The sequence below is a fragment of the Tenacibaculum sp. TC6 genome (assembly GCF_050606265.1).
Lineage (GTDB): Bacteria > Bacteroidota > Bacteroidia > Flavobacteriales > Flavobacteriaceae > Polaribacter.
This window is the reverse complement of record NZ_JBOCUK010000009.1, coordinates 1-20,415: the sequence shown is the minus strand read 5'-3', so window position 1 is coordinate 20,415 and position 20,415 is coordinate 1. Positions and strand designations below refer to the sequence as shown.

Annotated in this window: 17 protein-coding genes; 5 read left to right on the top strand and 12 right to left on the bottom strand. The window is 31.0% G+C overall.

The window, feature by feature from the left end:
• Nucleotides 1–35: 35 nt before the first annotated feature.
• The 4 genes from ACQY1Q_RS06950 to ACQY1Q_RS06935 form a co-directional block, all read right to left on the bottom strand.
• Nucleotides 36–1,808 (bottom strand): tetratricopeptide repeat protein, encoded by a 1,773-nt coding sequence (locus ACQY1Q_RS06950; protein ID WP_431004575.1) that lies wholly within the window; start codon nt 1,806–1,808, stop codon nt 36–38.
• 411 nt (nt 1,809–2,219) lie between these two features.
• The gene (gene serS / locus ACQY1Q_RS06945) at nt 2,220–3,494 is read right to left on the bottom strand and encodes a serine--tRNA ligase (protein ID WP_431004574.1); all 1,275 of its coding nucleotides are present in this window, start codon (nt 3,492–3,494) and stop codon (nt 2,220–2,222) included.
• Nucleotides 3,495–3,559: 65 nt separating this feature from the next.
• Nucleotides 3,560–3,787 (bottom strand): helix-turn-helix domain-containing protein, encoded by a 228-nt coding sequence (locus ACQY1Q_RS06940; RefSeq protein WP_431004573.1) that lies wholly within the window; start codon nt 3,785–3,787, stop codon nt 3,560–3,562.
• A 157-nt stretch (nt 3,788–3,944) separates the two neighbouring features.
• Entirely contained in the window at nt 3,945–4,883 is a 939-nt protein-coding gene (locus ACQY1Q_RS06935) for a bifunctional riboflavin kinase/FAD synthetase (protein WP_431004572.1), read from the bottom strand.
• Between the two features lie 198 nt (nt 4,884–5,081).
• On the opposite strand from ACQY1Q_RS06935, the gene ACQY1Q_RS06930 reads away from it, so the two are divergent.
• Nucleotides 5,082–7,835 carry a TonB-dependent receptor gene (locus tag ACQY1Q_RS06930; RefSeq protein WP_431004571.1) on the top strand — a complete coding sequence of 918 codons (2,754 nt, stop codon included), beginning with the start codon at nt 5,082–5,084 and terminating at the stop codon, nt 7,833–7,835.
• Between the two features lie 16 nt (nt 7,836–7,851).
• Nucleotides 7,852–9,501, top strand: coding sequence for a G-D-S-L family lipolytic protein (locus ACQY1Q_RS06925; protein WP_431004570.1), 1,650 nt, complete (start codon nt 7,852–7,854; stop codon nt 9,499–9,501).
• Between the two features lie 53 nt (nt 9,502–9,554).
• Here the strand turns inward: ACQY1Q_RS06925 and ACQY1Q_RS06920 are convergent, their stop codons facing one another.
• The 5 genes from ACQY1Q_RS06920 to ACQY1Q_RS06900 all read right to left on the bottom strand — a co-directional run bounded on the left by ACQY1Q_RS06920 (nt 9,555) and on the right by ACQY1Q_RS06900 (nt 13,958).
• Nucleotides 9,555–9,782, bottom strand: a complete 228-nt coding sequence (locus ACQY1Q_RS06920) for a hypothetical protein (RefSeq protein ID WP_431004569.1) — start codon at nt 9,780–9,782, stop codon at nt 9,555–9,557.
• 141 nt (nt 9,783–9,923) lie between these two features.
• Nucleotides 9,924–11,465, bottom strand: a complete 1,542-nt coding sequence (locus ACQY1Q_RS06915) for a glycine--tRNA ligase (protein ID WP_431004568.1) — start codon at nt 11,463–11,465, stop codon at nt 9,924–9,926.
• 103 nt (nt 11,466–11,568) lie between these two features.
• Complete coding sequence (locus ACQY1Q_RS06910) at nt 11,569–12,447, bottom strand: hypothetical protein (protein WP_431004567.1); 879 nt, start codon at nt 12,445–12,447, stop codon at nt 11,569–11,571.
• Nucleotides 12,448–12,470: 23 nt separating this feature from the next.
• Entirely contained in the window at nt 12,471–13,352 is an 882-nt protein-coding gene (locus ACQY1Q_RS06905; RefSeq protein WP_431004566.1) for a hypothetical protein, read from the bottom strand.
• 45 nt (nt 13,353–13,397) lie between these two features.
• Nucleotides 13,398–13,958, bottom strand: coding sequence for a class I SAM-dependent methyltransferase (locus ACQY1Q_RS06900; protein WP_431004565.1), 561 nt, complete (start codon nt 13,956–13,958; stop codon nt 13,398–13,400).
• A 200-nt stretch (nt 13,959–14,158) separates the two neighbouring features.
• On the opposite strand from ACQY1Q_RS06900, the gene ACQY1Q_RS06895 reads away from it, so the two are divergent.
• Together ACQY1Q_RS06895 and ACQY1Q_RS06890 are read left to right on the top strand one after the other, a co-directional pair.
• A complete protein-coding gene (locus ACQY1Q_RS06895) occupies nt 14,159–14,704 on the top strand; it encodes a ComF family protein (RefSeq protein WP_431004564.1) in 546 nt (181 codons plus the stop codon).
• A gap of 53 nt (nt 14,705–14,757) precedes the next feature.
• Complete coding sequence (locus ACQY1Q_RS06890) at nt 14,758–16,356, top strand: Ig-like domain-containing protein (RefSeq protein ID WP_431004563.1); 1,599 nt, start codon at nt 14,758–14,760, stop codon at nt 16,354–16,356.
• Nucleotides 16,357–16,392: 36 nt separating this feature from the next.
• Here the strand turns inward: ACQY1Q_RS06890 and ACQY1Q_RS06885 are convergent, their stop codons facing one another.
• The 3 genes from ACQY1Q_RS06885 to ACQY1Q_RS06875 form a co-directional block, all read right to left on the bottom strand.
• On the bottom strand, nt 16,393–18,084 hold the full coding sequence (locus tag ACQY1Q_RS06885) for a glutamine--tRNA ligase/YqeY domain fusion protein (RefSeq protein ID WP_431004562.1): 1,692 nt from the start codon (nt 18,082–18,084) through the stop codon (nt 16,393–16,395).
• A 170-nt stretch (nt 18,085–18,254) separates the two neighbouring features.
• Complete coding sequence (locus ACQY1Q_RS06880; RefSeq protein ID WP_431004561.1) at nt 18,255–18,794, bottom strand: PepSY-associated TM helix domain-containing protein; 540 nt, start codon at nt 18,792–18,794, stop codon at nt 18,255–18,257.
• A gap of 81 nt (nt 18,795–18,875) precedes the next feature.
• Nucleotides 18,876–19,436 carry a YceI family protein gene (locus tag ACQY1Q_RS06875; RefSeq protein ID WP_431004560.1) on the bottom strand — a complete coding sequence of 187 codons (561 nt, stop codon included), beginning with the start codon at nt 19,434–19,436 and terminating at the stop codon, nt 18,876–18,878.
• 86 nt (nt 19,437–19,522) lie between these two features.
• Here ACQY1Q_RS06875 and ACQY1Q_RS06870 point away from each other — a divergent pair, with 86 nt between their 5' ends.
• Entirely contained in the window at nt 19,523–20,341 is an 819-nt protein-coding gene (locus tag ACQY1Q_RS06870; RefSeq protein ID WP_431004559.1) for an AraC family transcriptional regulator, read from the top strand.
• Nucleotides 20,342–20,415: the final 74 nt, after the last annotated feature.

The window sequence follows — 20,415 nt, the reverse complement described above, 5'->3', positions numbered from 1 at the left end:
ACTTGTTTTATCTATAAAACGGTATATTGGTTTAATTAAATATCGTCTCCTCTTAATTTCCTAAATTTTCTTCGGGCATCTACTAAATAGATACTCGAAGCGTGGTCAAAAATAATCTTTTGGTAGTATTCAGAAGCTTTTTGAGGGTTATTTAATTCGTTATTGTATAATTCAGCTAATTCATAAAGACTATTATCTACTAAAATGCCTTCCGGATTTAATTGCAATACTTTTTCATAATTATGAATAGCTTTATCATATTGTTTTTGTTTTACAAACAATTGAGCTTGTTTGTAAAGGGCTTCATCCTCTATTGGTTGGTTTTTATAATTAACTATAATTTCTGATAAAATAGCAATAGCTTCTTCATTTTTATTTTGATACGCTAATAAATCAGCCTTAGCATATTCTTTTAATCCTGTTGGAATGCTATCTGAAGGTTGATTGTCTGTAATTGTTAAAAAAAGTTCAGTAGCATCGTTCGCAATAAGTTGTGTAGCAGAACCTTTTAATATTTTTAATTGAGCTTTTGCCCATTTAAAATCGTTGTTGAAATAGGAGGTTTGTGCTACCTTAAAGCGAGCTTCCTGAGCTAAATAATGATTTTTAAACTGTGTTTGCACTTGTGAAAAATAGATAAGTGCTTTGTTAAACTTTTGAGTAAATACTAATACTTCACCTAATTTTAATTTTACTGAAGCTTTGGCAAATTTTGTACTAGCTAAATCCATCGCTTTTTCTAATACGGTTACTGCTTTTTCAGGATTGTTTTTATTAAACGTTAAAAAATCAGCATAAGCTAATTGAATATAAATAGTACTTTGATTAATACCGTATTCATTAAATATTTTCTGAAATTTTTCTTCAACATCGGGTTGTTTGGTGGCTATATCAATTAAAAGATTCATGTAAATTGAATGAAACTTATCACTTGGATAGCTGGTTTTTTCTATAACTAAATCAAAACATTCTTTGGCGGTTTCATAATCAAGATTGTCGTAGGCAATTTTACCTAACTCTTTAATAGATGATAAATTGTCAATATCTCGGGTAAGTAATGCTTTTCGTTGAATAAGTGCCTTTTGATATTGTTTTTGTTTGATAAATAACCAAGCTAAAAGATCATTCCATATGTTTTTAGGATTGCTAATAGATTTTCTTAACAGCGCTTTTTTAAATAAAATATTGTTTTCGTTTTCACTATCGTCACTAATGTATGTACTTGTGTATCGCTTAACATTATTAATAAATCCTTCATTTTTATCAACTAAATCAATGTAAGATTCAAACATTTTTTCAAAATCACCTTTCTCGCCATAAATTTGAGCTAATTGAAAACCAAAATTTGCATTTGGATTTTGTTCCATAATACGATTGTATGAATCTATAGCCAAATCCAGTTTACTATATTCTCTAAATAACCCGGCAATAAGGCTGCCATATCCATCATTTTTTTGTATTGATGCTATTGCTTTTTGGTATTGCTCATTGGCTTGGTCTGTTAGTTGTTGACGTTCATAGTTATATCCTAAAACAACCAGTAAAAAAGTTTGTTTTGGAAATTGTTTTAGTTTTTCTGTAATCAAAGAATCAACCATTGCAAATTGACCTGTTTCCTGATAACAATTAACTAGCCTTTTTAAATACGTAGTATTATACGGGCTTTTTTGATAAAGCTCTTTATATAGCTGAATAGCTTTTTCATACTCACTATTTCTAAAGTAATTTTCAGCAATTATATACGTATTTTGCTGAGCATAACCTAGCAGGCTAAAAAGAATAAGAGTAAGTGTAATAATTTTTTTCATTAAAATTTAATGATGATTGTTTAGAAAAATGAGTTATACAAAATTCTTAAAAAAACACATATAATCAAATAATTAGTCGCTTTTAAGGCAGATAATATCCTCTTATTTTTGTTAAAAATTAATTAAAAAAGGTGTTTTTTATCAAAGCCGTTGTAACATTTTTGGCATGAACTTTGTCTTACGGGTAATATAACTAAATTAATTTGTAGTATGAAAAACTTATCAAAACAATACGAAATGGCAAGGCAAAGAGCTAATGAGTTTATGAAAAATGGCCAAATACCTCAATATTTTGAAGCTCTTTTAGAAATGAACAAGTACAAAAGATTAATGGTTGCAGTGGTTGCAAATTAAAAAAGTAAGTTTCAGCTTAGAAACTTACTTTTTGTTTATAGTTTGTATTGTATATGATTAATCAATAAAATCAAAACCGCAATAAGGAACTAAAACTTCAGGAATTCTAATTCCGTTTTCAGTTTGATAGTTTTCTAAAATACCTGCTAACACACGAGGTAATGCTAATGAACTTCCGTTTAAAGTGTGTGCTAACTGACTTTTTCCTTCTTTATTTTTAAATCTTAATTTTAACCTGTTTGCCTGAAACGTTTCAAAGTTTGAAGCAGAACTTATTTCTAACCAACGCTCTTGAGCTGTTGAATACACCTCAAAATCAAAAGTTAAAGCAGCAGTAAATCCGGTATCACCACCACATAAACGTAGAATTCTATACGGTAATTTTAATTCGCGTAAAATTCCTTTGATATGCTCAACCATTTCATTTAAGGATTCATATGAACGCTCAGGGTGTTCTACTCTAACAATTTCTACCTTATCAAATTGATGTAAACGATTTAATCCTCTTACGTGAGCACCATAACTTCCTGCTTCTCTTCTAAAACAAGGAGTATACCCTGTATATGCTTTAGGTAAATCAGATTCTTGTAATAAATCACCTCTTAACATATTGGTAATAGGTACTTCAGCTGTTGGAATTAAATACAAATCATCAACAGTAACATGATACATTTGACCTTCTTTATCAGGTAATTGCCCGGTACCATAACCAGAGGCTTCATTAATTAAATGTGGTACTTGTACCTCTGTATATCCTGCAGCGGTATTTTTATCTAAGAAATAAGAAATTAAAGCACGTTGTAAACGAGCTCCTTTCCCTTTGTAAATAGGGAAACCGGCACCGGTAACTTTAGCTCCTAAATCAAAATCTATAATATCATACTTTTTTGCTAATTCCCAGTGAGGTAATGCATTGTCGCCTAAATCAGGTACAATACCTTCTTTGAAAATTTCTTCATTATCCTCTTCATTTTTACCGGGAACTACAGAAGCATGCGGAATATTTGGAATTTGATAAAGTAACTCCTGTAATTTATCTGAAGCTTCATTTAACTTTTCTGTTAACTCTTTAGACTGGTCTTTTAACTGCCCTGTTTTCTCTTTTAACAAATTAGCTTTTTGTACTTCACCTGATTTAAAAAGTTGCCCAATTTCTTTGGATATTTTGTTAGATTCAGCCAATACATTATCTAATGAAACTTGAGTAGTTCTCCTGGTTTCATCAGTGTTTAACACTTCTTCAATCATTGTTTCGGCGTTAGCAAAATTACGCTTTGCAAGCCCATCTAAAACAGTCTGTTTGTTTTCTCTAATAAACTGAATCTGTAACATTTTTTTAGTTTTTAAGAAAGGCAAAGATAAAAGAAGTGATAGACTTAAGCAATGTGTTTTATCTACTAAATTTCTTCAAGCATCATAAAGAAGTCAGATAGTGTAATATTGAAGTAATCACATATTTTCTGAAGGGTGGCAATAGTTATGTTTGTTTTTCCTTGTTCTATTCTGGCTAAATGTATTCCCGTATCAATATAAAACTCACTTAAAGTAATATGGTATTCTTCTCTTAAAGTCTTTACACAAAGGGCAATCTTTTTTAAAGTTATCTCCTCTTTTGACAGTATCATTCTTTTTTTGACACAAATTCTTAAAAACATATGGATTACATAATGACAAGTATGTCATTATAAAGACTTTAAAAGGATTAACTTTGTGCGTAGGTTACGTCAAAAAGCTAATTCTAAGATATTTGAAATCAGGGGGGATTACTTAATAATTTTAAGATTAGAAACTGGCGTAACTTTTTAAAAAAAGCAGCGAATTTTGTTTGTCTTTTTCCAGTTGAATTTTTAAATCATTAACTGAATTAAATCGTTGCTCATCTCTTAAAAAATAAAGTAGTTCTACTGTTATTTCTTTCTTATAAATATTTAGGTTAAAATCAAAAAAGTGAATTTCAATAGTTTGATGATCTCCGTTTACGGTAGGTCTGTTGCCAATATTCATCATGCCAAAAAAAGACTGCTTATCAATTGTTGATTTTACTACGTAAGCTCCGGTTTTTGGAATGAGTTTATAGTTTTCAGGAATAGAAATATTAGCTGTAGGAAATCCTATTTTGCTACCTAGCTGTTCACCGGTTACTACTTTACCAGTAAGAGAAAAATTATATCCTAAGTATTTATTAGCTGTTTTAAGTTCACCATTAAGTAAGGCTTTTCTGATTTTTGTAGAACTAACCGATACATCATCAATATCTTGTGCCGGAATTTCTTCTACTTTAAAATCGAATAAATGAGAATACTCTGTTAATTGCTCAATATTTCCCTCTCTGTTTTTTCCAAAATGATGATCGTAACCTATAATTAGTTTATCAATGTTAAGTTTATTAACTAAAATATCACGAACAAAATCTAAAGCTGTTAATCTGGAAAACTCTTTGCTAAAAGGATGAATAATTAAATAATCTAGCCCTAAAAGTTCTAATTGCTTAGAGCGTTCTTTAATGGTATTAATTAATTGAATAGAAACATCTTGTTGAAGAACCATTCTCGGATGAGGAAAAAACGTTAAAACAACCGATTTTTTGTTGTTTGCTTTAGCATCTTCAACCAGCTTTTTAATAATTTTTTGATGTCCTATATGTACCCCATCAAAAGTACCAATGGTAACATATGTTTTTTGAGTAGGAACAAAATCAAAAATAGAATGAGTTACTTCCAATGTAAAATAAAAATTTTCACAAATGTACAATATGTAATACACATTTTGAAAATGTATTTCAGAATTAAAAAATGGAGTAAAGATTTTGTTAAAAACAAGTAGTTATTAGTGGGTTTTTTAATAAAAATTAACACAAATATTTTGGAAATCAAAAAAAATCGTATTTTGCGTTAAGTTAACAAATTATTTTACACAATTATGATGAATAGATTATTACTTGTTGCATTTGCGCTATGTAGTAGTTTGATGTTTGCTCAGACAACTATTACAGGAACCGTAAATGATGCAACTCTGGGGGGACCACTGCCAGGTGCTAATATCAAGGTTTCGAGAAAAGCTGTTGGAACTTCTACAGATTTCGATGGAAAATTTACACTACGAGTAACAGATAACCCTCCTTTTACACTTGAGATTTCATTAATAGGATACCAAACTGAAAAAGTAGAAATTACGCAAAATAACCAAGTTGTTGAGGTTAGTTTATCTGAAAATGCAACTTCTTTAGATGAAGTAGTTGTATCAGCTTCTAGAACTCCTGAACGTATTATGGAGTCACCGGTAACCGTTGAAAGAATGGATATCAGAGAAATCAGAAATACGTCTTCTCCTTCGTTTTTTGATGGATTAGAAAATTTAAAAGGTGTTGATATTAATGCAAACAGTTTAACATTTAAGTCAGTTAATACCCGTGGTTTTGCAACTTTTGCAAACACACGTTTTATGCAATTAGTTGATGGAATGGATAACTCATCACCCGCATTAAATTTTGCTTTAGGTAATTTATTAGGTCTTTCTGAACTAGATGTTAAGAGCGTTGAATTATTACCGGGAGCATCATCAGCATTATACGGAGCTAACGCTTTTAACGGTATTATGTTTATGACTAGTAAGAGTCCGTTTGATAGCCAAGGTATAAGTACTGTGATTAAAACAGGAATTACAAGTCAACAAGCTGCCGGAGATAATCGTTTTTATGACGCAAGTATCAGAATGGCACATGCTTTTGATAACAAATTTGCAGCTAAAGCTACTTTTTCATTCTTAAAAGGTACTGAATGGTATGCAACAGATTACAGAAATACTAACGGAGAGTTAGGTACATATGTTCCTGGAGACAGAGGTTCTGAAAACGATTATGACGGATTAAACGTTTACGGGGATGAGGTATCAACAAACCTTGGTGGGGCTATTGGAACTGTAAGCAGAACAGGATACAATGAAGTTGATTTAATGAATTACGAAGCTAAAAGTGTTAAGTTTGGCGGAGCATTACATTACAGACCTTTAGGAAACGATCGTTTAGAAATTATTTATAATGCTAAAATAGGTGTTGGAAACACGATTTATCAAGGAACTAACAGATACAGTATTAAAAACTTTTTTATGCAACAGCATAAATTAGAGTTCCGTGGTAAAAACTTTTTTGTTAGAGGTTATATAACAGATGAAGATGCTGGGGATTCATACGATACAAGATTTGCAGCAATAAATATTAATTCACAATGGAAATCTAATGTAGATTGGTTTACCGAATACGCAACAAGATATTTTATGACCGGATCACATGCTGAAGCAAGAAAATTTGCCGATAGAGGTAGATTTGAGCCAGGCACTCCTGAATTTAAAGCTGCTTTTAATAAAGTAATTAATGATCCTAATTTAGCAACCGGAGCTAAGTTTGTTGACAATACAAAACTTTACCATGCAGATGCTAACTTGAATTTAAGAGATTATATTGATTGGGCTGAAGTTCAGTTTGGAGGTTCGTATCGTCAGTATGCATTAAACTCTCAAGGAACTATTTTTACAGATTATGATGGTCCGATTTATTATGATGAGTACGGAGTTTATACTCAGGTTCAAAAGAAATTAATGGATGATAGATTAAAACTAACAGGATCTATTCGTTATGATAAAGCACAGAATTTTGATGGTAATTTTTCTCCAAGAGTTTCTATTGCTTATGCAGCAGGTGAAACAAGAGATCATAACTTCAGAGCTTCTTTTCAAACAGGTTTTAGAAATCCAACAACACAAGATCAGTATATTGGGTTAGATGCTGGTAGAGCATTTTTAGTAGGTTCTGCACCTAATAATTTAGATAGGTATACAACGAGAGCTATTGCTTTAAGTCCAACAGGAAGTGCTTTAACAGGTATAGCTGAAAGAGGTATTGTAGGAAGAGAGGCATACGAAAATGCATTTTCTTTATCTTCAGTATTAGCAGGAAACCCAACAAAGGCTAATGTAGAGTTAGTAAGACCAGAAAAGGTTACAGCTTACGAAGTTGGATATCGTGGAGTATTGCCGGCAGGTAAAGAAAAGATAAGTGTTGATTTAAGTGTTTACTACAACGATTATAAAGATTTTATTGCTAATGAAAATGTAATTGTACCATTATACGGAAAAGCAGACTTGTCTGATACTGCTCCTGTTGGACCTGGTGGGGCTAATGTGCCTTTAGCTTTAGTAGCATTATCAAATGGGGACAGAGCTGTGTTTTCAACGTATACAAACTCATCAGCAAATATTAGTTCTTACGGTTTAACTATTGGTTTAGATACTAAAATCTTTAACGGATTTAATATTGGGTTGAATTATTCTTGGTCTCGTTTTAACTTTGATCAAGCTTCTGACCCTGATTTTGAAGCCGGATTTAACACTCCTGAGCACAAAGTTAAGTTTCAGTTTGGTAAATCAGAGTTGTTCAAAAACTTTGGATTTAATGTTAACGTTAGATGGCAAGATGAATACTTATGGGAATCTACTTTCTTAGATGCTATGATTGACTCAAGAACCGTTCTTGATGCACAAATCAATTATAGAGTTCCGGAATGGAAATCAACATTTAAGTTAGGAGGAGCTAATCTTACAGGAAAAGAGTACTTTAGTGCTCCTGGTGTTGGTGCTATAGGTTCTCAGTATTTTATTTCTTGGACTATTAATAACTAATAAAATGAACATGATGATGAAAAAAAATATAATATGGATGTTTGGGTTAGCAGTAACCCTTACAGCGTGTGATGTAAATAACGATTTAAAAGAAATATCTGGTGAATCTGTTCCGGAAGTTAAACTTGAAGCAGGTACTGCTGATTTTTCCAAATATATTTCTGTTGGTGCTTCTTTTACAGCAGGATTTACTGACGGTGCGTTATTTATAAAAGGTCAAGAAAACTCATTCCCTAATATTTTAGCTGGCAAATTTGCAATGGCCAATGGAGGAACTTTTAGTCAACCTTTAATGGCTGATAATATTGGAGGGTTAATAAGTAGTGCAGGCGTAGCTCAAGAACCAAGACTATATTTTAATGGTAGCGGACCTGTTAGATTATCAGCAACTCCAACTACTCAAGTAGGAGCACCGGCTACAGGAGCACCTGGTTTTAATAATTACGGAATTCCCGGAGCAAAAAGTTTCCATTTTGTAGCTCCCGGTTATGGAGCCGTTTCAGGATTGTTAACTAATCCGATGACTGCTAATCCTTATTTTGTAAGAATGGCACCATCACAATCAACAGTAATTGCAGAAGTAGCGTCTAAGCAACCAACTTTTTTCACGTTATCTGAAATAGGAGGAAATGATGTATTAGGGTACGCTATTGCTGGAGGAATAGGTGTTGATCAAAAAGATAATTTAAACCCGGCTACTTACGGAGCTTACGATATTACCAGCCCAATGGTATTTGCTCAGGTATTTAATGGTATGGTAAATACGTTAACTGCCGGAGGTGCTAAAGGTGTAGTTGCTACAGTTCCATATGTAACTTCATTACCTTACTTTACAACAGTACCTCATAATCCGTTAGATCCCAGAACTAATAGCGATTTAGCAGCTCAATTACCAACATTAAATACAGTTTTTGGAGCTTTGAATGCTATTTATACAAACCCTGCTATTAACCAACCAAATCGTGTTGTTGAGTTTAAAACAGATCAAGCAAACCCTGTAGTAATTAAAGATGAGAGTTTAGTTGATTTAGCACCTAAAATAGAGGCTGCATTAAATGCTAATCCACAGTTCCCTGCTTTTGTACAACAGTTTGGTTTACCGGCTCAGGCAGCTCCATTAGTAGCTAATTTATTAGCAACTACTTACGGACAAACAAGACCGGCAACAGCAAATGATTTATTAGTTTTAACAAGTAGTAGTATAATTGGAAAACCAAATGCAGCAAATGTGGAAGCATTAATGATGAAAGGTTTACCACAAGCTTTGGCAGGTCAGTTTTCAGTTGAAGGTTTAACACTTCCTCTTGAAGATAAATGGGTGTTAACCGCTGATGAAACAAGTAAAGTTAAAACAGCTACAGATGCTTACAATGCTACCATTACTTCTGTAGCAACAGCTAAAGGCTTAGCATTAGTAGATTTTAAAGCTATTTTACAAGAAGCTTCAAGCGGAGTTATTTTTGATGAATTTAGCATGAATACAAGTTTAGTATTTGGTGGTTTAGTTAGTTTAGACGGTGTACATTTAACAGGTAGAGGATATGCTTTAATGGCTAATAAAATTTTAGAAGCTATAGATGCAACTTACGGCTCTAACTTTGTTAAGGCAACGAATGGTCTAGCAAGAGCAAAAGACTATCCAACAAATTACTCGCCTGACTTATAGGATGAAGAAACTTTTTTAAAGTTCTGTTATAATTAATTTAAAAGGTTGAAGAGTTATTCTTCAACCTTTTTTGTTTTTTCATTTGAGTTTATGATGTACTTTTTATATTTACCATCTTTATAACGATAGTAAATAAAGAAGGGCATTAAAATGAAAGCCATAAAAAACACGCCCAATCCCATTACAATTTGAGCTTTGGAATGCTGAGTGTTTAATAAATAAGCTCCAATAGCCATCCACAGTAAAAAAATGGCAAATAATATTTTTAATATTGTTTTCATGTATTGTTGGTTATGTTTTTGTTGTATAAGAGTATTTTTTACAAAAATAGTATATAAAGAATAACTTTTAAAGCAGGTATAGGTAAACAAAAAACCTATCCGGTTAAAGATAGGTTTTAAATTTATTTTAAGTAGTTGTATTTACATTTTTTGTAACCACGAACGTACATCTACCTCTTCTTTGATAAGAGCCCTTAAATCGTCTATTTTAACGCGTTTTTGATCCATAGTGTCTCTGTGACGAATAGTAACTGTATTGTTTTCTAATGTTTCGTGATCTACAGTTATACAGAAAGGCGTTCCTGCGGCATCTTGACGACGATAACGACGACCTACAGCGTCTTTCTCATCATAAGAAACATTGAAATCCCATTTTAAATCGTCAACAATTTTACGCGCTATTTCAGGTAATCCGTCTTTTTTAACTAATGGTAAAATAGCTGCTTTTACAGGAGCTAAAACTGCCGGTAGTTTTAATACGGTTCTTGTCGTGTCATTTTCAAGTTCTTCTTCTTGTAAGGCATTTGAGAAAACAGCCAGGAACATACGATCTAATCCAATAGAAGTTTCTACTACATATGGCACATAACTTGTGTTTTCTTCCGGATCAAAATATTGTAATTTTTTACCAGAATATTCTTCATGTGCTTTTAAATCGAAGTCTGTACGAGAATGAATACCTTCTAACTCTTTAAATCCGAATGGGAATTTAAACTCGATGTCAGCAGCAGCATCAGCATAATGGGCTAATTTTTCATGGTCGTGGAAGCGATAATTATCTGCACCCATTCCTAATGATAAATGCCATTTTAAACGTGTTTCTTTCCATTTCTCATACCATTCCATTTGAGTTCCCGGTTTCACAAAAAATTGCATTTCCATTTGCTCAAATTCACGCATTCTAAAAATAAACTGACGAGCAACAATTTCGTTACGGAAAGCTTTACCAGTTTGCGCAATTCCAAAAGGAATTTTCATACGCCCAGTTTTTTGCACATTTAAAAAATTAACAAAGATACCTTGAGCGGTTTCCGGACGTAAATATACCTGCATTGAGTTTTCAGCAGAAGCTCCTAATTGTGTTCCAAACATTAAGTTAAACTGTTTAACATCTGTCCAGTTTTTACTTCCTGTTAAAGGATCTGCAATTTCTAATTCTTCAATCAAAGCTTTCACATCATCTAAATCTTCATTTTCTAAAGATCTAGCCAATCTGCTTAAAATAGTGTTTATTTGCTCTTGATAGCCTAACACACGAGCGTTAGTAGTAACAAATTCTTCTTTATTAAAAGCCTCACCAAAACGTTTTTGAGCTTTAGTAACTTCTTTGTCAATTTTAGCTTCTATTTTAGCACAGTAATCTTCTACTAAAACATCGGCTCTGTATCTTTTTTTACTGTCTTTATTGTCAATTAAAGGATCGTTAAAAGCATCAACGTGGCCGGAAGCTTTCCAAGTAGTTGGGTGCATAAGAATTGAGGCATCAATCCCCACAATATTTTCATGCATTTGTACCATGGCTTTCCACCAATAGTCACGAATGTTTTTCTTTAATTCTACTCCATTTTGAGCATAATCATATACCGCACTTAATCCATCATAAATCTCTGAAGATTGGAAGATATATCCATATTCTTTTGCGTGCGAAATTACCTTTTTAAATTGATCTTCTTGTTTTGCCATTTTGCAAAAATAAAATAAGCTTTTAAACTATTGTTAATTACATAAAAAAAAGTGAAGATTTTAAGAGTCTTCACTTTTTTAGATTGAATTTCTCTGTTAATTTTTACCTTAAGCTAACTATTGAGTTGCCTGAATAAACCCCGTCAACAAAAGCACTTATAGTGTATTTCCCTTTTAAAATATCATCCCTATTTACAAGAACAAGTGATACTAGACTCATTCTGCGGTTATTGTAGTTAACCATTAAAGAATCACTATATAATATTTTAGCTCCGTTTTTAAGATTGGTTTTTCCTTTTGGAGTAATTACATTTTTCTTTTCGTCAATAATTTGAATATACACCATTTTTTTACCCGATTCAGTAATTGGATTTTCCAGTAAATCAAAATTAACTTTAAAAGCATCTGTTCTGTTTGATCTGGAAGTGGTGGTTAATTTACCACTACTTCTTTCTTTCATGGCTACCACTTGAACAGGACTGATATCAATTTTTGAAGCAATTGCTACTTTAGCTTCCAGTTTTTTATATTTTTCTGTCAGCTCGTTGTTAATTGTTTCTTTTTGGCTAAGAATTTCATTAGTAATCACATTTTCTTGAACTAAGGCTTCATTAGCGGTGTTTAACGAGTCTATTTTAATAAAAAGTCGTCTGTTTTCTCTTTCTAAGCTGGCAATTTTACTTCGATATCGTCTAATAAGGTCATAATTATTTCCTTCTAATTTAGCTACAGAGTCACGAAGATCTTTCATTTTTTGTACTTCTATTCTTAACCTTTTAGAAAGACTTTTTTTTCTAACTACAACATCGGTATAGTCTTTAATCATTTCATCTAAAGCATTTTTTAAATCGGCTTTTTCCTGTTTAAAAACACTTTTAAGGTCATCCATTTCACTCGATACTTTAAAGTTGTATAGGGTTGTGAATAGAACCGCAAATAATAGAACAATTAAAACGGCATTTTTGGATTTGTTTGAGTTCATATTTGGGGGGATTTTAAAAGGGGTTATTTTAATTTTATAGTTGATTCTTTTGTAAATGTTTTGTTTACGTATACTCTTATTTTATAAATTCCTTCTTCCATTTCATTCTTATTTACTTCTATTAGTGACATAACTGATAGTTGTTTATTATAGTAATCGGCTTCTATAACATCACTATATATAATAGCTTTTCCGTTTTTTAATTTCACCTTGCCTTTTACGGCTTTAATTTCATTTTTAGGATTTATAAGTTGTATATGAATAGGTATTGTACCTTTATCTATGATTTTATTTTCAAGTAAGTTAAATTGAATGTTAAAAGCATCTGTTTTCCATGATCGATATGTGGTTGTTAATTCTCCACCGCTTCTTTTTTTCATAGCTTGAATTTGAATATCAGAAACCTCTAAAACTTCAGCCGATTCTATTTTTTTTTCTAGGGCTTGATTGTTTTGTACCAACTTAGAGTTTAATTCTTCTGTTTCTGTTAAAATTACTCGTACACTATCATTTTCACTAAATAAATTGTTATTGAGTGCTTTTACAGAATCAAGCTTTTTTAATAATTGCTTATTTTCTTTTTCTAGATTAGAAATTCTTTTTTTATAAACTCGTAATAAATTATAGTTTGAAGTTTTTAGCCTGTGAATGGTGTCTCTTATTAAAACAATTTTTTGTAGTTGCTCTTCTAGTTTATTAGAAAAATCATTGTTTTCGTTAATTGCCTTTTGATAATCAGCTATTACGTTGTCAAGTTCCTTTTCTAACTCTTCCTTTTCAGCATCAAATGCTTTTTTTAATAACGAAAAGTCTCTGGCATTTTGATATGCTAGCAGACCTATGAGAATTACTAAAAAGAGTAAGAAGGCTATTAAACCTTTGTGTTTAAAATTTTTGGCAACCATCTTAAGGGGAAATTATGGTAAACAAAAGTGTTCCGCGCTAAAATACTATTTTTTAGCACATTTGTATACAAAAGCAGGAGGAAAATTAAAAGTTTCGAAATCTAAGGTAATATTTTTACCAAAAACTTTTTTAAGCTTTTTATAGTAAGTAAGGCTGTATTGGTACTGGATGAAGAGTCCTTTTTTACGTAAAATAGTATAACTTTTTTGTAAAATATTTGTTGATATCTTTTTAGGAATAATAGTTAAAGGTAAGCTTGAAACTATATAATCAGCTTCATTAAACCCTAATTTTTGAAGTTGTTCTATGATATTTTCGGCAGAATCTTTTATCAAAATTATTTGTTCGTGGTTAATTTCTTTAAGTTCATTATAAAAAACATCGTTTATTTCAAAACAAATCAGGGTTGTGTGAGGTTGTATTTTTTCTAAAATACTTTTGGTAATAGCGCCGTTTCCCGGGCCCAATTCAACAATTACCGTAGCTTTAGAAAAATCTATTGAGTTTAACATTCTATTTGCTAAATAACGAGAACTTGGAACTAAAGTTCCGGAAGTTTTGTAGTTTTTTACGGCTTCTTTAAAAAAACTGATTTTTTTATTCAAAATATTATTTTGTAAATTTTAGTACCTTTCCCTTAAAAAATTCGCTAGTAAAGATGCAACTTTTAAAAGATATATTTCATCTGTTTTATCCTTTTTTATGTGTTAATTGTTCAACTCATCTTTTAAAGGAAGAACAATTCCTGTGTACAAACTGTGCACATGACTTACCCATTATTACATACAACGAGGTAACTCAAAAAATGTTACAAGCTATTTTTTACGGAAGAATACCAATTAACCAAGTGTTTTCTTTTCTGTATTATACTAAGCAAGGAATAACTCAAAAATTAATTAATGATTTAAAATATAAAAATCAACAAGAAATAGGAGTTTATTTAGGCCAATGGATGGCGTATGAGTTAAAAAAAATATCATTATTTAATGAGGTTGACTGTATAATTCCGGTACCTTTACATCCGTTAAAAGAAAAACAAAGAGGTTATAATCAGGTTGCCAAATTAGCCAAAACACTGGGAAAAGAACTAGATATTCCTTATCAGCCTGATTTGTTAATTCGTACATCAACATCAACTACTCAAACGCTTAAGCAACGATTTGAAAGATTTTCAAATAACAACACTAAATTTCAACTGATTGATACTTCATTTTTTGCCAATAAACATGTTTTATTAATTGATGATGTAATAACAACCGGAGCTACATTAGAGGCTTGCTGTAATGAGTTGTTAAAAACAGAGAATATTATAATTAGTATTTGCACAATAGCATATACTGAAAAAGTATAACGAATCGTTTATGTTATTTTACTACTTTTGATACTGAATTTAAAATCTGTTTTGTGAAAAAAATAACTCAAATTAGTGTTTTTTTTCTTGTTATTCTGGTAATTGGTTGTGCACGAAGAGGAAGGCCTGATGGAGGTCCTAAAGATGAGAAAGCGCCTATTATGGTTACGGCAAATCCGCCTTATGAAACCACAAATTTTACTAAAAATACAATAAAAATTCATTTTGATGAATATATAGTTCTGAAAGATTTAACCAAGCAATTGGTTGTGTCACCACCGTTAAAAAATCCTTTGGTTATAAGTCCGCAAGGATCGCCTAGTAAAAATATTACTATTAAAATTTTAGATACACTAAAACCAAATACTACCTATACCTTTAATTTTGGAAATGCTGTTCAAGATAATAATGAAGGAAATAAATTAGAGAGTTTTAAATATGTTTTTTCTACAGGTAAAACAATTGATTCCTTAAAAATTAAAGGAAGTATAACCAATGCTTTTAAAAAGGTAGCTGATAAGAATATAAGTGTTTTACTATATAAATTAGATAGTACATTTAATGACTCTATAATTTATAAGAAAAAACCGGAATATGTTACCAATACGTTGGATTCTACCGGTTTCCAATTTACAAATATCAAAGAAGGAAAGTATTTGTTATTAGCTTTAAAAGAGCCTGCCAATGATTACTTATTCAGCCCAAGAACAGACCAGATAGGTTTTTTAGCAGATACAATAGTGCTTCCTAGAGATAGTATTGTAAAAAAAGAGGTTAGGTTGTTTAAAGAAAAACAACCTTTTCAATTAAAAAGACCTAAAGAAGTATCAAAAGGAAAAATTGAATTTGGTTTTGAGGGAGGAAAAAAAGATTTAGAAATAAAACTACTGTCTAAAGTACCGAATGATTTTAACTCTTTTTCTCAGTATGAAAAAGAAAAAGACACTCTTTTATTTTGGCATACTCCTACTGAATTAGATTCTTTAAATTTTTTAGTTACTAAAAATACGTTTATTGATACTGTTACTGTTCATTTACGAAAAAAGCAAATAGACTCACTTGTAGTGAATTCAAATGTAAAGAGTATACTTAATCTTAAAGACACGTTCTTTTTAGAAACAAACAATCCGATTATTGCTATAGATACAGCTAAGGTGTCTTTAGTAGATAAAGATACGCTGAAAGTCTCTCATAAAGTTGAAAAGTTTGGGATTAATAAATTAGCAGTATTATTTGATAAGAAACCAAAAATGGGATATGAGTTAAAAGTATTACCAGATGCAATTGTTGATATATATCAAACCAAAAATGATTCACTTAAATATCGATTTGGAACAAAAGAAATTGAAGATTACGGAACTATCATTTTGGAGGTTGAAAACAAAGTTAAAAAACCTCTTATTATTGAGCTTTTAGAAAAAGATAACGTATTACTTAGAAAATATATAAAAACGTCTGAAAAGATAACGTTTGACTTATTAGAGCCTAAAGAATATTTAATTAGAGCTATTATTGATGAAAATGACAACAAAAGCTGGGATACCGGAAGTTTTTTAAAGAGAATTCAACCGGAAAAAGTAATTTATTTCCCTCAGGTTTTTAAGTTAAGAGCTAACTGGATACAAAATGAAAGGTTTGTAATTGAAGAATAAAAAAAATCCGCTTTTAAAAGCGGATTTTTTTTATTCTTATTTATTCATCTTAGCCCAAGTATCTCTTAGTCCAACAGTTTTATTGAAAACTAATTTTTCAGGCGTAGAATCATTATCTACATTAAAATAACCCAAACGTTGAAATTGGAAACCATCTCCGATTTTTGAGCTTTGTAAACTAGGCTCTACAAAAGCCTTTATAATTTGTAAAGAGTTAGGATTTAAAAACTCCATAAAATCTTTGTCTTTATGACTATCCGGAGCTTCGTCTAAAAATAAACGGTCATAAACTCTTACTTCAGCTTCAACAGCGTGTTTTGTAGATACCCAGTGTAACGTTCCTTTAACTCTACGTTTACTTTCTTCTGTACCACTACCTGATCTACTTAAAGGATCATAAGTACAATGGATTTCTATAATATTACCCTCACTGTCTTTAACACAGCTTTCGGCTTTAATTATATAAGCATTTTTTAAACGTACTTCATTTCCTATAGAAAGTCTAAAGAATTTTTTATTAGCCTCTTCTTTAAAGTCTTCTTGTTCAATATATAATTCTCTTGAAAAAGGCACCTCTCTGGTTCCTGAGTTTTCATCTTCCGGATTGTTCTCAGCAATTAAAAACTCTTCTTTATCTTCAGGATAATTAGTAATGACAAGTTTAACCGGATTTAAAACGGCCATTACACGATTGGCTGTTTTATTTAAATCTTCTCTAATTTTAAACTCTAATAAAGCTACGTCAATTACATTTTCACGTTTTGACACTCCAACAGTTTCTATAAAACTACGGATAGAAGCAGGAGTGTAACCCCTTCTACGTAAACCTGAAATAGTGGGCATACGAGGATCATCCCAACCGGAAACAATTTTTTCTTCAACTAATTTCATTAATTTACGCTTACTCATTACTGTGTAGCTTAAGTTTAAGCGAGAAAATTCACGTTGTTTAGGTTGTAATGGGTATTGATTTTCACTGTAGCTAAAAACAGTATCTCTAAACCAATTATATAATTCACGATGCGGTTTAAACTCTAATGAACACAGTGAATGTGATATTTGTTCTATGTAATCACTTTCTCCGTGAGTCCAATCGTACATTGGATAAATTACCCAATCATTACCGGTTCTATGATGAGGTTTCTTTAAAATACGATACATAATAGGATCACGCATTAACATATTGGGTGATGCCATATCAATTTTTGCTCTCAAAACATGCGTACCTTCCTCAAACTCTCCATTCTTCATCTGAGTAAATAGCTCTAAATTCTCTTCAACAGAACGATCTCTATACGGTCCTGCAACTCCCGGTTCAGTTGGCGTTCCTTTTTGTTTTGCCATTTCTTCAGAAGTTTGAGAATCTACATAGGCTTTCCCATCTTTAATTAACAGTACTGCCCAATCATACAATTGCTGGAAATAATCAGAAGAATAACATTCATTGGCCCAAGTATATCCCAACCAAGAAACATCACGCTTAATAGCATCAACGTATTCTTGCTCTTCTTTTGCCGGGTTGGTATCATCAAAACGAAGGTTAACAGGAGCATTGTATTGTTCTCCTAAACCAAAGCTAATACCAATAGCCTTTGTATGTCCAATATGCAAATAACCATTAGGTTCCGGAGGAAAACGAAAACGAAGGTTTTCTTTAGGCATTCCGTTAGCTAAATCTTCCTCAATTATTTGTTCAATAAAGTTTAATGATTTTTTTTCTTCTGACATTTTCTTTAAAAATTGAAGTGCAAAATTACGTAAAAATGTTGACCTGATTCTATATAAAAAAATTCATTTATTTTAATAGATAAACTTCAATGTAAATGGATATTAATCTATTTTTAAGATTTAATGAATTGATTGAATGTTAAATTAACCTAATCTTTAAATGTTTTTAATTAAGAGTATAAGACTAAAAATAATAGCGGGAATAACATTCCGGCAACGGCCAACTTCCAACCTCTTCCTTTAAATCCTTTTTTTCCTAACGGAATTAAAACACCTGTTATGGCAATGACTAACATGGCTATTCCAAAAATATCAGAATACCAAACCCAAAAGCTATTAGTTGATTTATGTAAGTACATAGAATGCCCTATAATTGGTACTTTCCTTTTATGTTCTACAATTCCTTTTCCCGTTTTAGCATCAGCATCTAAAATAATATTGTCTTTGAAATACACACGAACTTTTCCGTTTCTTACTCGATGCCCATCGTATTTTCCTACTTCTTTTGTGTGTTCCGTAATATATTCTTTTGTAAGCTGTTTTTCATCAGAAGGGATTTTTAGTTCAAAAGGTTTGTTCTCATATATATAATCCATAGGATACCAATCTTCACGATGATTAAGAATGATTCCTGAAAAGGAAAAAGCTATAATTAATCCCACATAAAAGTAGGCTAAATCTCTATGTAAACTTCTATTAGTTATTTTCATTATTTTAAAAAAAGTTGAGTAAAAAAGCCCAAGATACTATTTCTTGGGCTTAAACTATAGGTTTAAAAAAGTAAAGATGTTTTATTGTTCATTCATTTCAATATTAACAGTAACCGTTACCTCTTTTCCTATTGGGTTCATTCCTTTTCCTATGTTAAAATCTTCTCGTTTAATAGCTGTCGTTAATTTTAATCCTGCTTTTTTCTTTCCTTCTCTTCCTTCAATAATTCCGTTTAGTTTTCCTTTAAATACAACCTCTTTAGTAATTCCTTTGATGGTAATTTCTCCGGTAGTTTCAAATTCTTTTTCATCTAATTGTTTGTATGCTTTACTTTTAAAAACAATACTTGCGTGATTTGCTACATCAAAAAAGTCGGCAGATTTTAAATGGTTATCTCTTCCTGACTGGTTGGTATTAATGGTTGAAACATCTATAGATACGTCAAATTCAGGTGTTTCAAAATTCTCATTACTCATTGCTGTAATATCAAACTTTCCAAAGTTTCCTGTTACTTCAGAAATCATAAAGTGAGAAACAGAAAAAGTAATTGAAGAATGCGCTTTATCTACTTTCCAAATTGTCTGTGCATTTACATTAACTAAAGCTACAAGCGTTATTAAAGTTAGAACTATTTTTTTCATTATTTTTAAATTTTAAAATACCTCGCAAAAGTATTTACTCTTAAAAATTAAGAAGTTATTAAAAACAGAATATAACTTATGAATTTATGCCGATAAATATTCCTATTCATGATTTAAATACTTCATATAGTATTAATATTGAGAAAATTTCTCATGAGAATAGTTATGATTTTAATACTATTCATAAGCATAATTACTTTGAGATTTTATTTTTTGAAAGAGGAGGAGGTTATCAAATCATTGATTTTAATAAAATTCCTATTGAAAACAATAGCTGTTATATTGTAAAGCCTAAACAAATTCATTTAGTTAAGAGAAATTCTGATGCAGATGGCTTGCTCATTCAGTTTACTCAAGAAATGCTTTTTAATGATTCTTTTACTTTGCTGAAAAGTTTTACGAAATCTGAAATTGTTTTTGAAAACAATACTTTTCAATCACATTATTTTTTATCTCAATTAAGTAGCATTTTAAGTATTCAAAAGAGTAAATCGTTTTATTATAAAGAAAAAACAACGCATTTATTTTCTTCTCTTTTATATGCTCTTGAAGAACAAATTATAGAGCTTAAAAGTAATAAGCTGATTAATAACTTAATTATACAGTTTATTGATTTAGTTGAGGAAAATATTAGCAGTTTATCGGTTTCTGAATATGCAGAAAAATTAAACATTTCAACAAAAAAGCTAACTCAAATTGTAACCTCAGAACTAAATACGACTCCTTTAAAATATATTCATGATATATTGATTTTAAATATTAAAAGAGATTTAGCTTTTAAACAATTGACCCATAAAGAAATTGCCTATAATTATAGCTTTGATAGTCCTTCTAATTTCAGCATTTTTGTTAAAAAACAAACGGGTTTAACTCCAACGGAGCTTCAAAAACAGTTAGCATTATGAGTCGTCCTAAAATAGGTTGACAGATTTAAAAAATATTATTTAAACCAGAGAGGCTAGCTTCTCTGGTTTTTTGT

Excerpts from the sequence above, each read along its gene's own strand:
- ACQY1Q_RS06940 (WP_431004573.1), bottom strand. The coding sequence starts at position 3,787 with ATGATACTGTCAAAAGAGGAGATAACTTTAAAAAAGATTGCCCTTTGT.
- ACQY1Q_RS06885 (WP_431004562.1), bottom strand. The coding sequence starts at position 18,084 with ATGTCAGAAGAAAAAAAATCATTAAACTTTATTGAACAAATAATTGAG.
- ACQY1Q_RS06920 (WP_431004569.1), bottom strand. The coding sequence starts at position 9,782 with ATGAAAACAATATTAAAAATATTATTTGCCATTTTTTTACTGTGGATG.
- ACQY1Q_RS06875 (WP_431004560.1), bottom strand. The coding sequence starts at position 19,436 with ATGAAAAAAATAGTTCTAACTTTAATAACGCTTGTAGCTTTAGTTAAT.
- ACQY1Q_RS06925 (WP_431004570.1), top strand. The coding sequence starts at position 7,852 with ATGAAAAAAAATATAATATGGATGTTTGGGTTAGCAGTAACCCTTACA.
- ACQY1Q_RS06905 (WP_431004566.1), bottom strand. The coding sequence starts at position 13,352 with ATGGTTGCCAAAAATTTTAAACACAAAGGTTTAATAGCCTTCTTACTC.
- ACQY1Q_RS06910 (WP_431004567.1), bottom strand. The coding sequence starts at position 12,447 with ATGAACTCAAACAAATCCAAAAATGCCGTTTTAATTGTTCTATTATTT.
- ACQY1Q_RS06950 (WP_431004575.1), bottom strand. The coding sequence starts at position 1,808 with ATGAAAAAAATTATTACACTTACTCTTATTCTTTTTAGCCTGCTAGGT.
- ACQY1Q_RS06870 (WP_431004559.1), top strand. The coding sequence starts at position 19,523 with ATGCCGATAAATATTCCTATTCATGATTTAAATACTTCATATAGTATT.
- serS (WP_431004574.1), bottom strand. The coding sequence starts at position 3,494 with ATGTTACAGATTCAGTTTATTAGAGAAAACAAACAGACTGTTTTAGAT.
- ACQY1Q_RS06895 (WP_431004564.1), top strand. The coding sequence starts at position 14,159 with ATGTTACAAGCTATTTTTTACGGAAGAATACCAATTAACCAAGTGTTT.
- ACQY1Q_RS06930 (WP_431004571.1), top strand. The coding sequence starts at position 5,082 with ATGATGAATAGATTATTACTTGTTGCATTTGCGCTATGTAGTAGTTTG.
- ACQY1Q_RS06880 (WP_431004561.1), bottom strand. The coding sequence starts at position 18,794 with ATGAAAATAACTAATAGAAGTTTACATAGAGATTTAGCCTACTTTTAT.
- ACQY1Q_RS06915 (WP_431004568.1), bottom strand. The coding sequence starts at position 11,465 with ATGGCAAAACAAGAAGATCAATTTAAAAAGGTAATTTCGCACGCAAAA.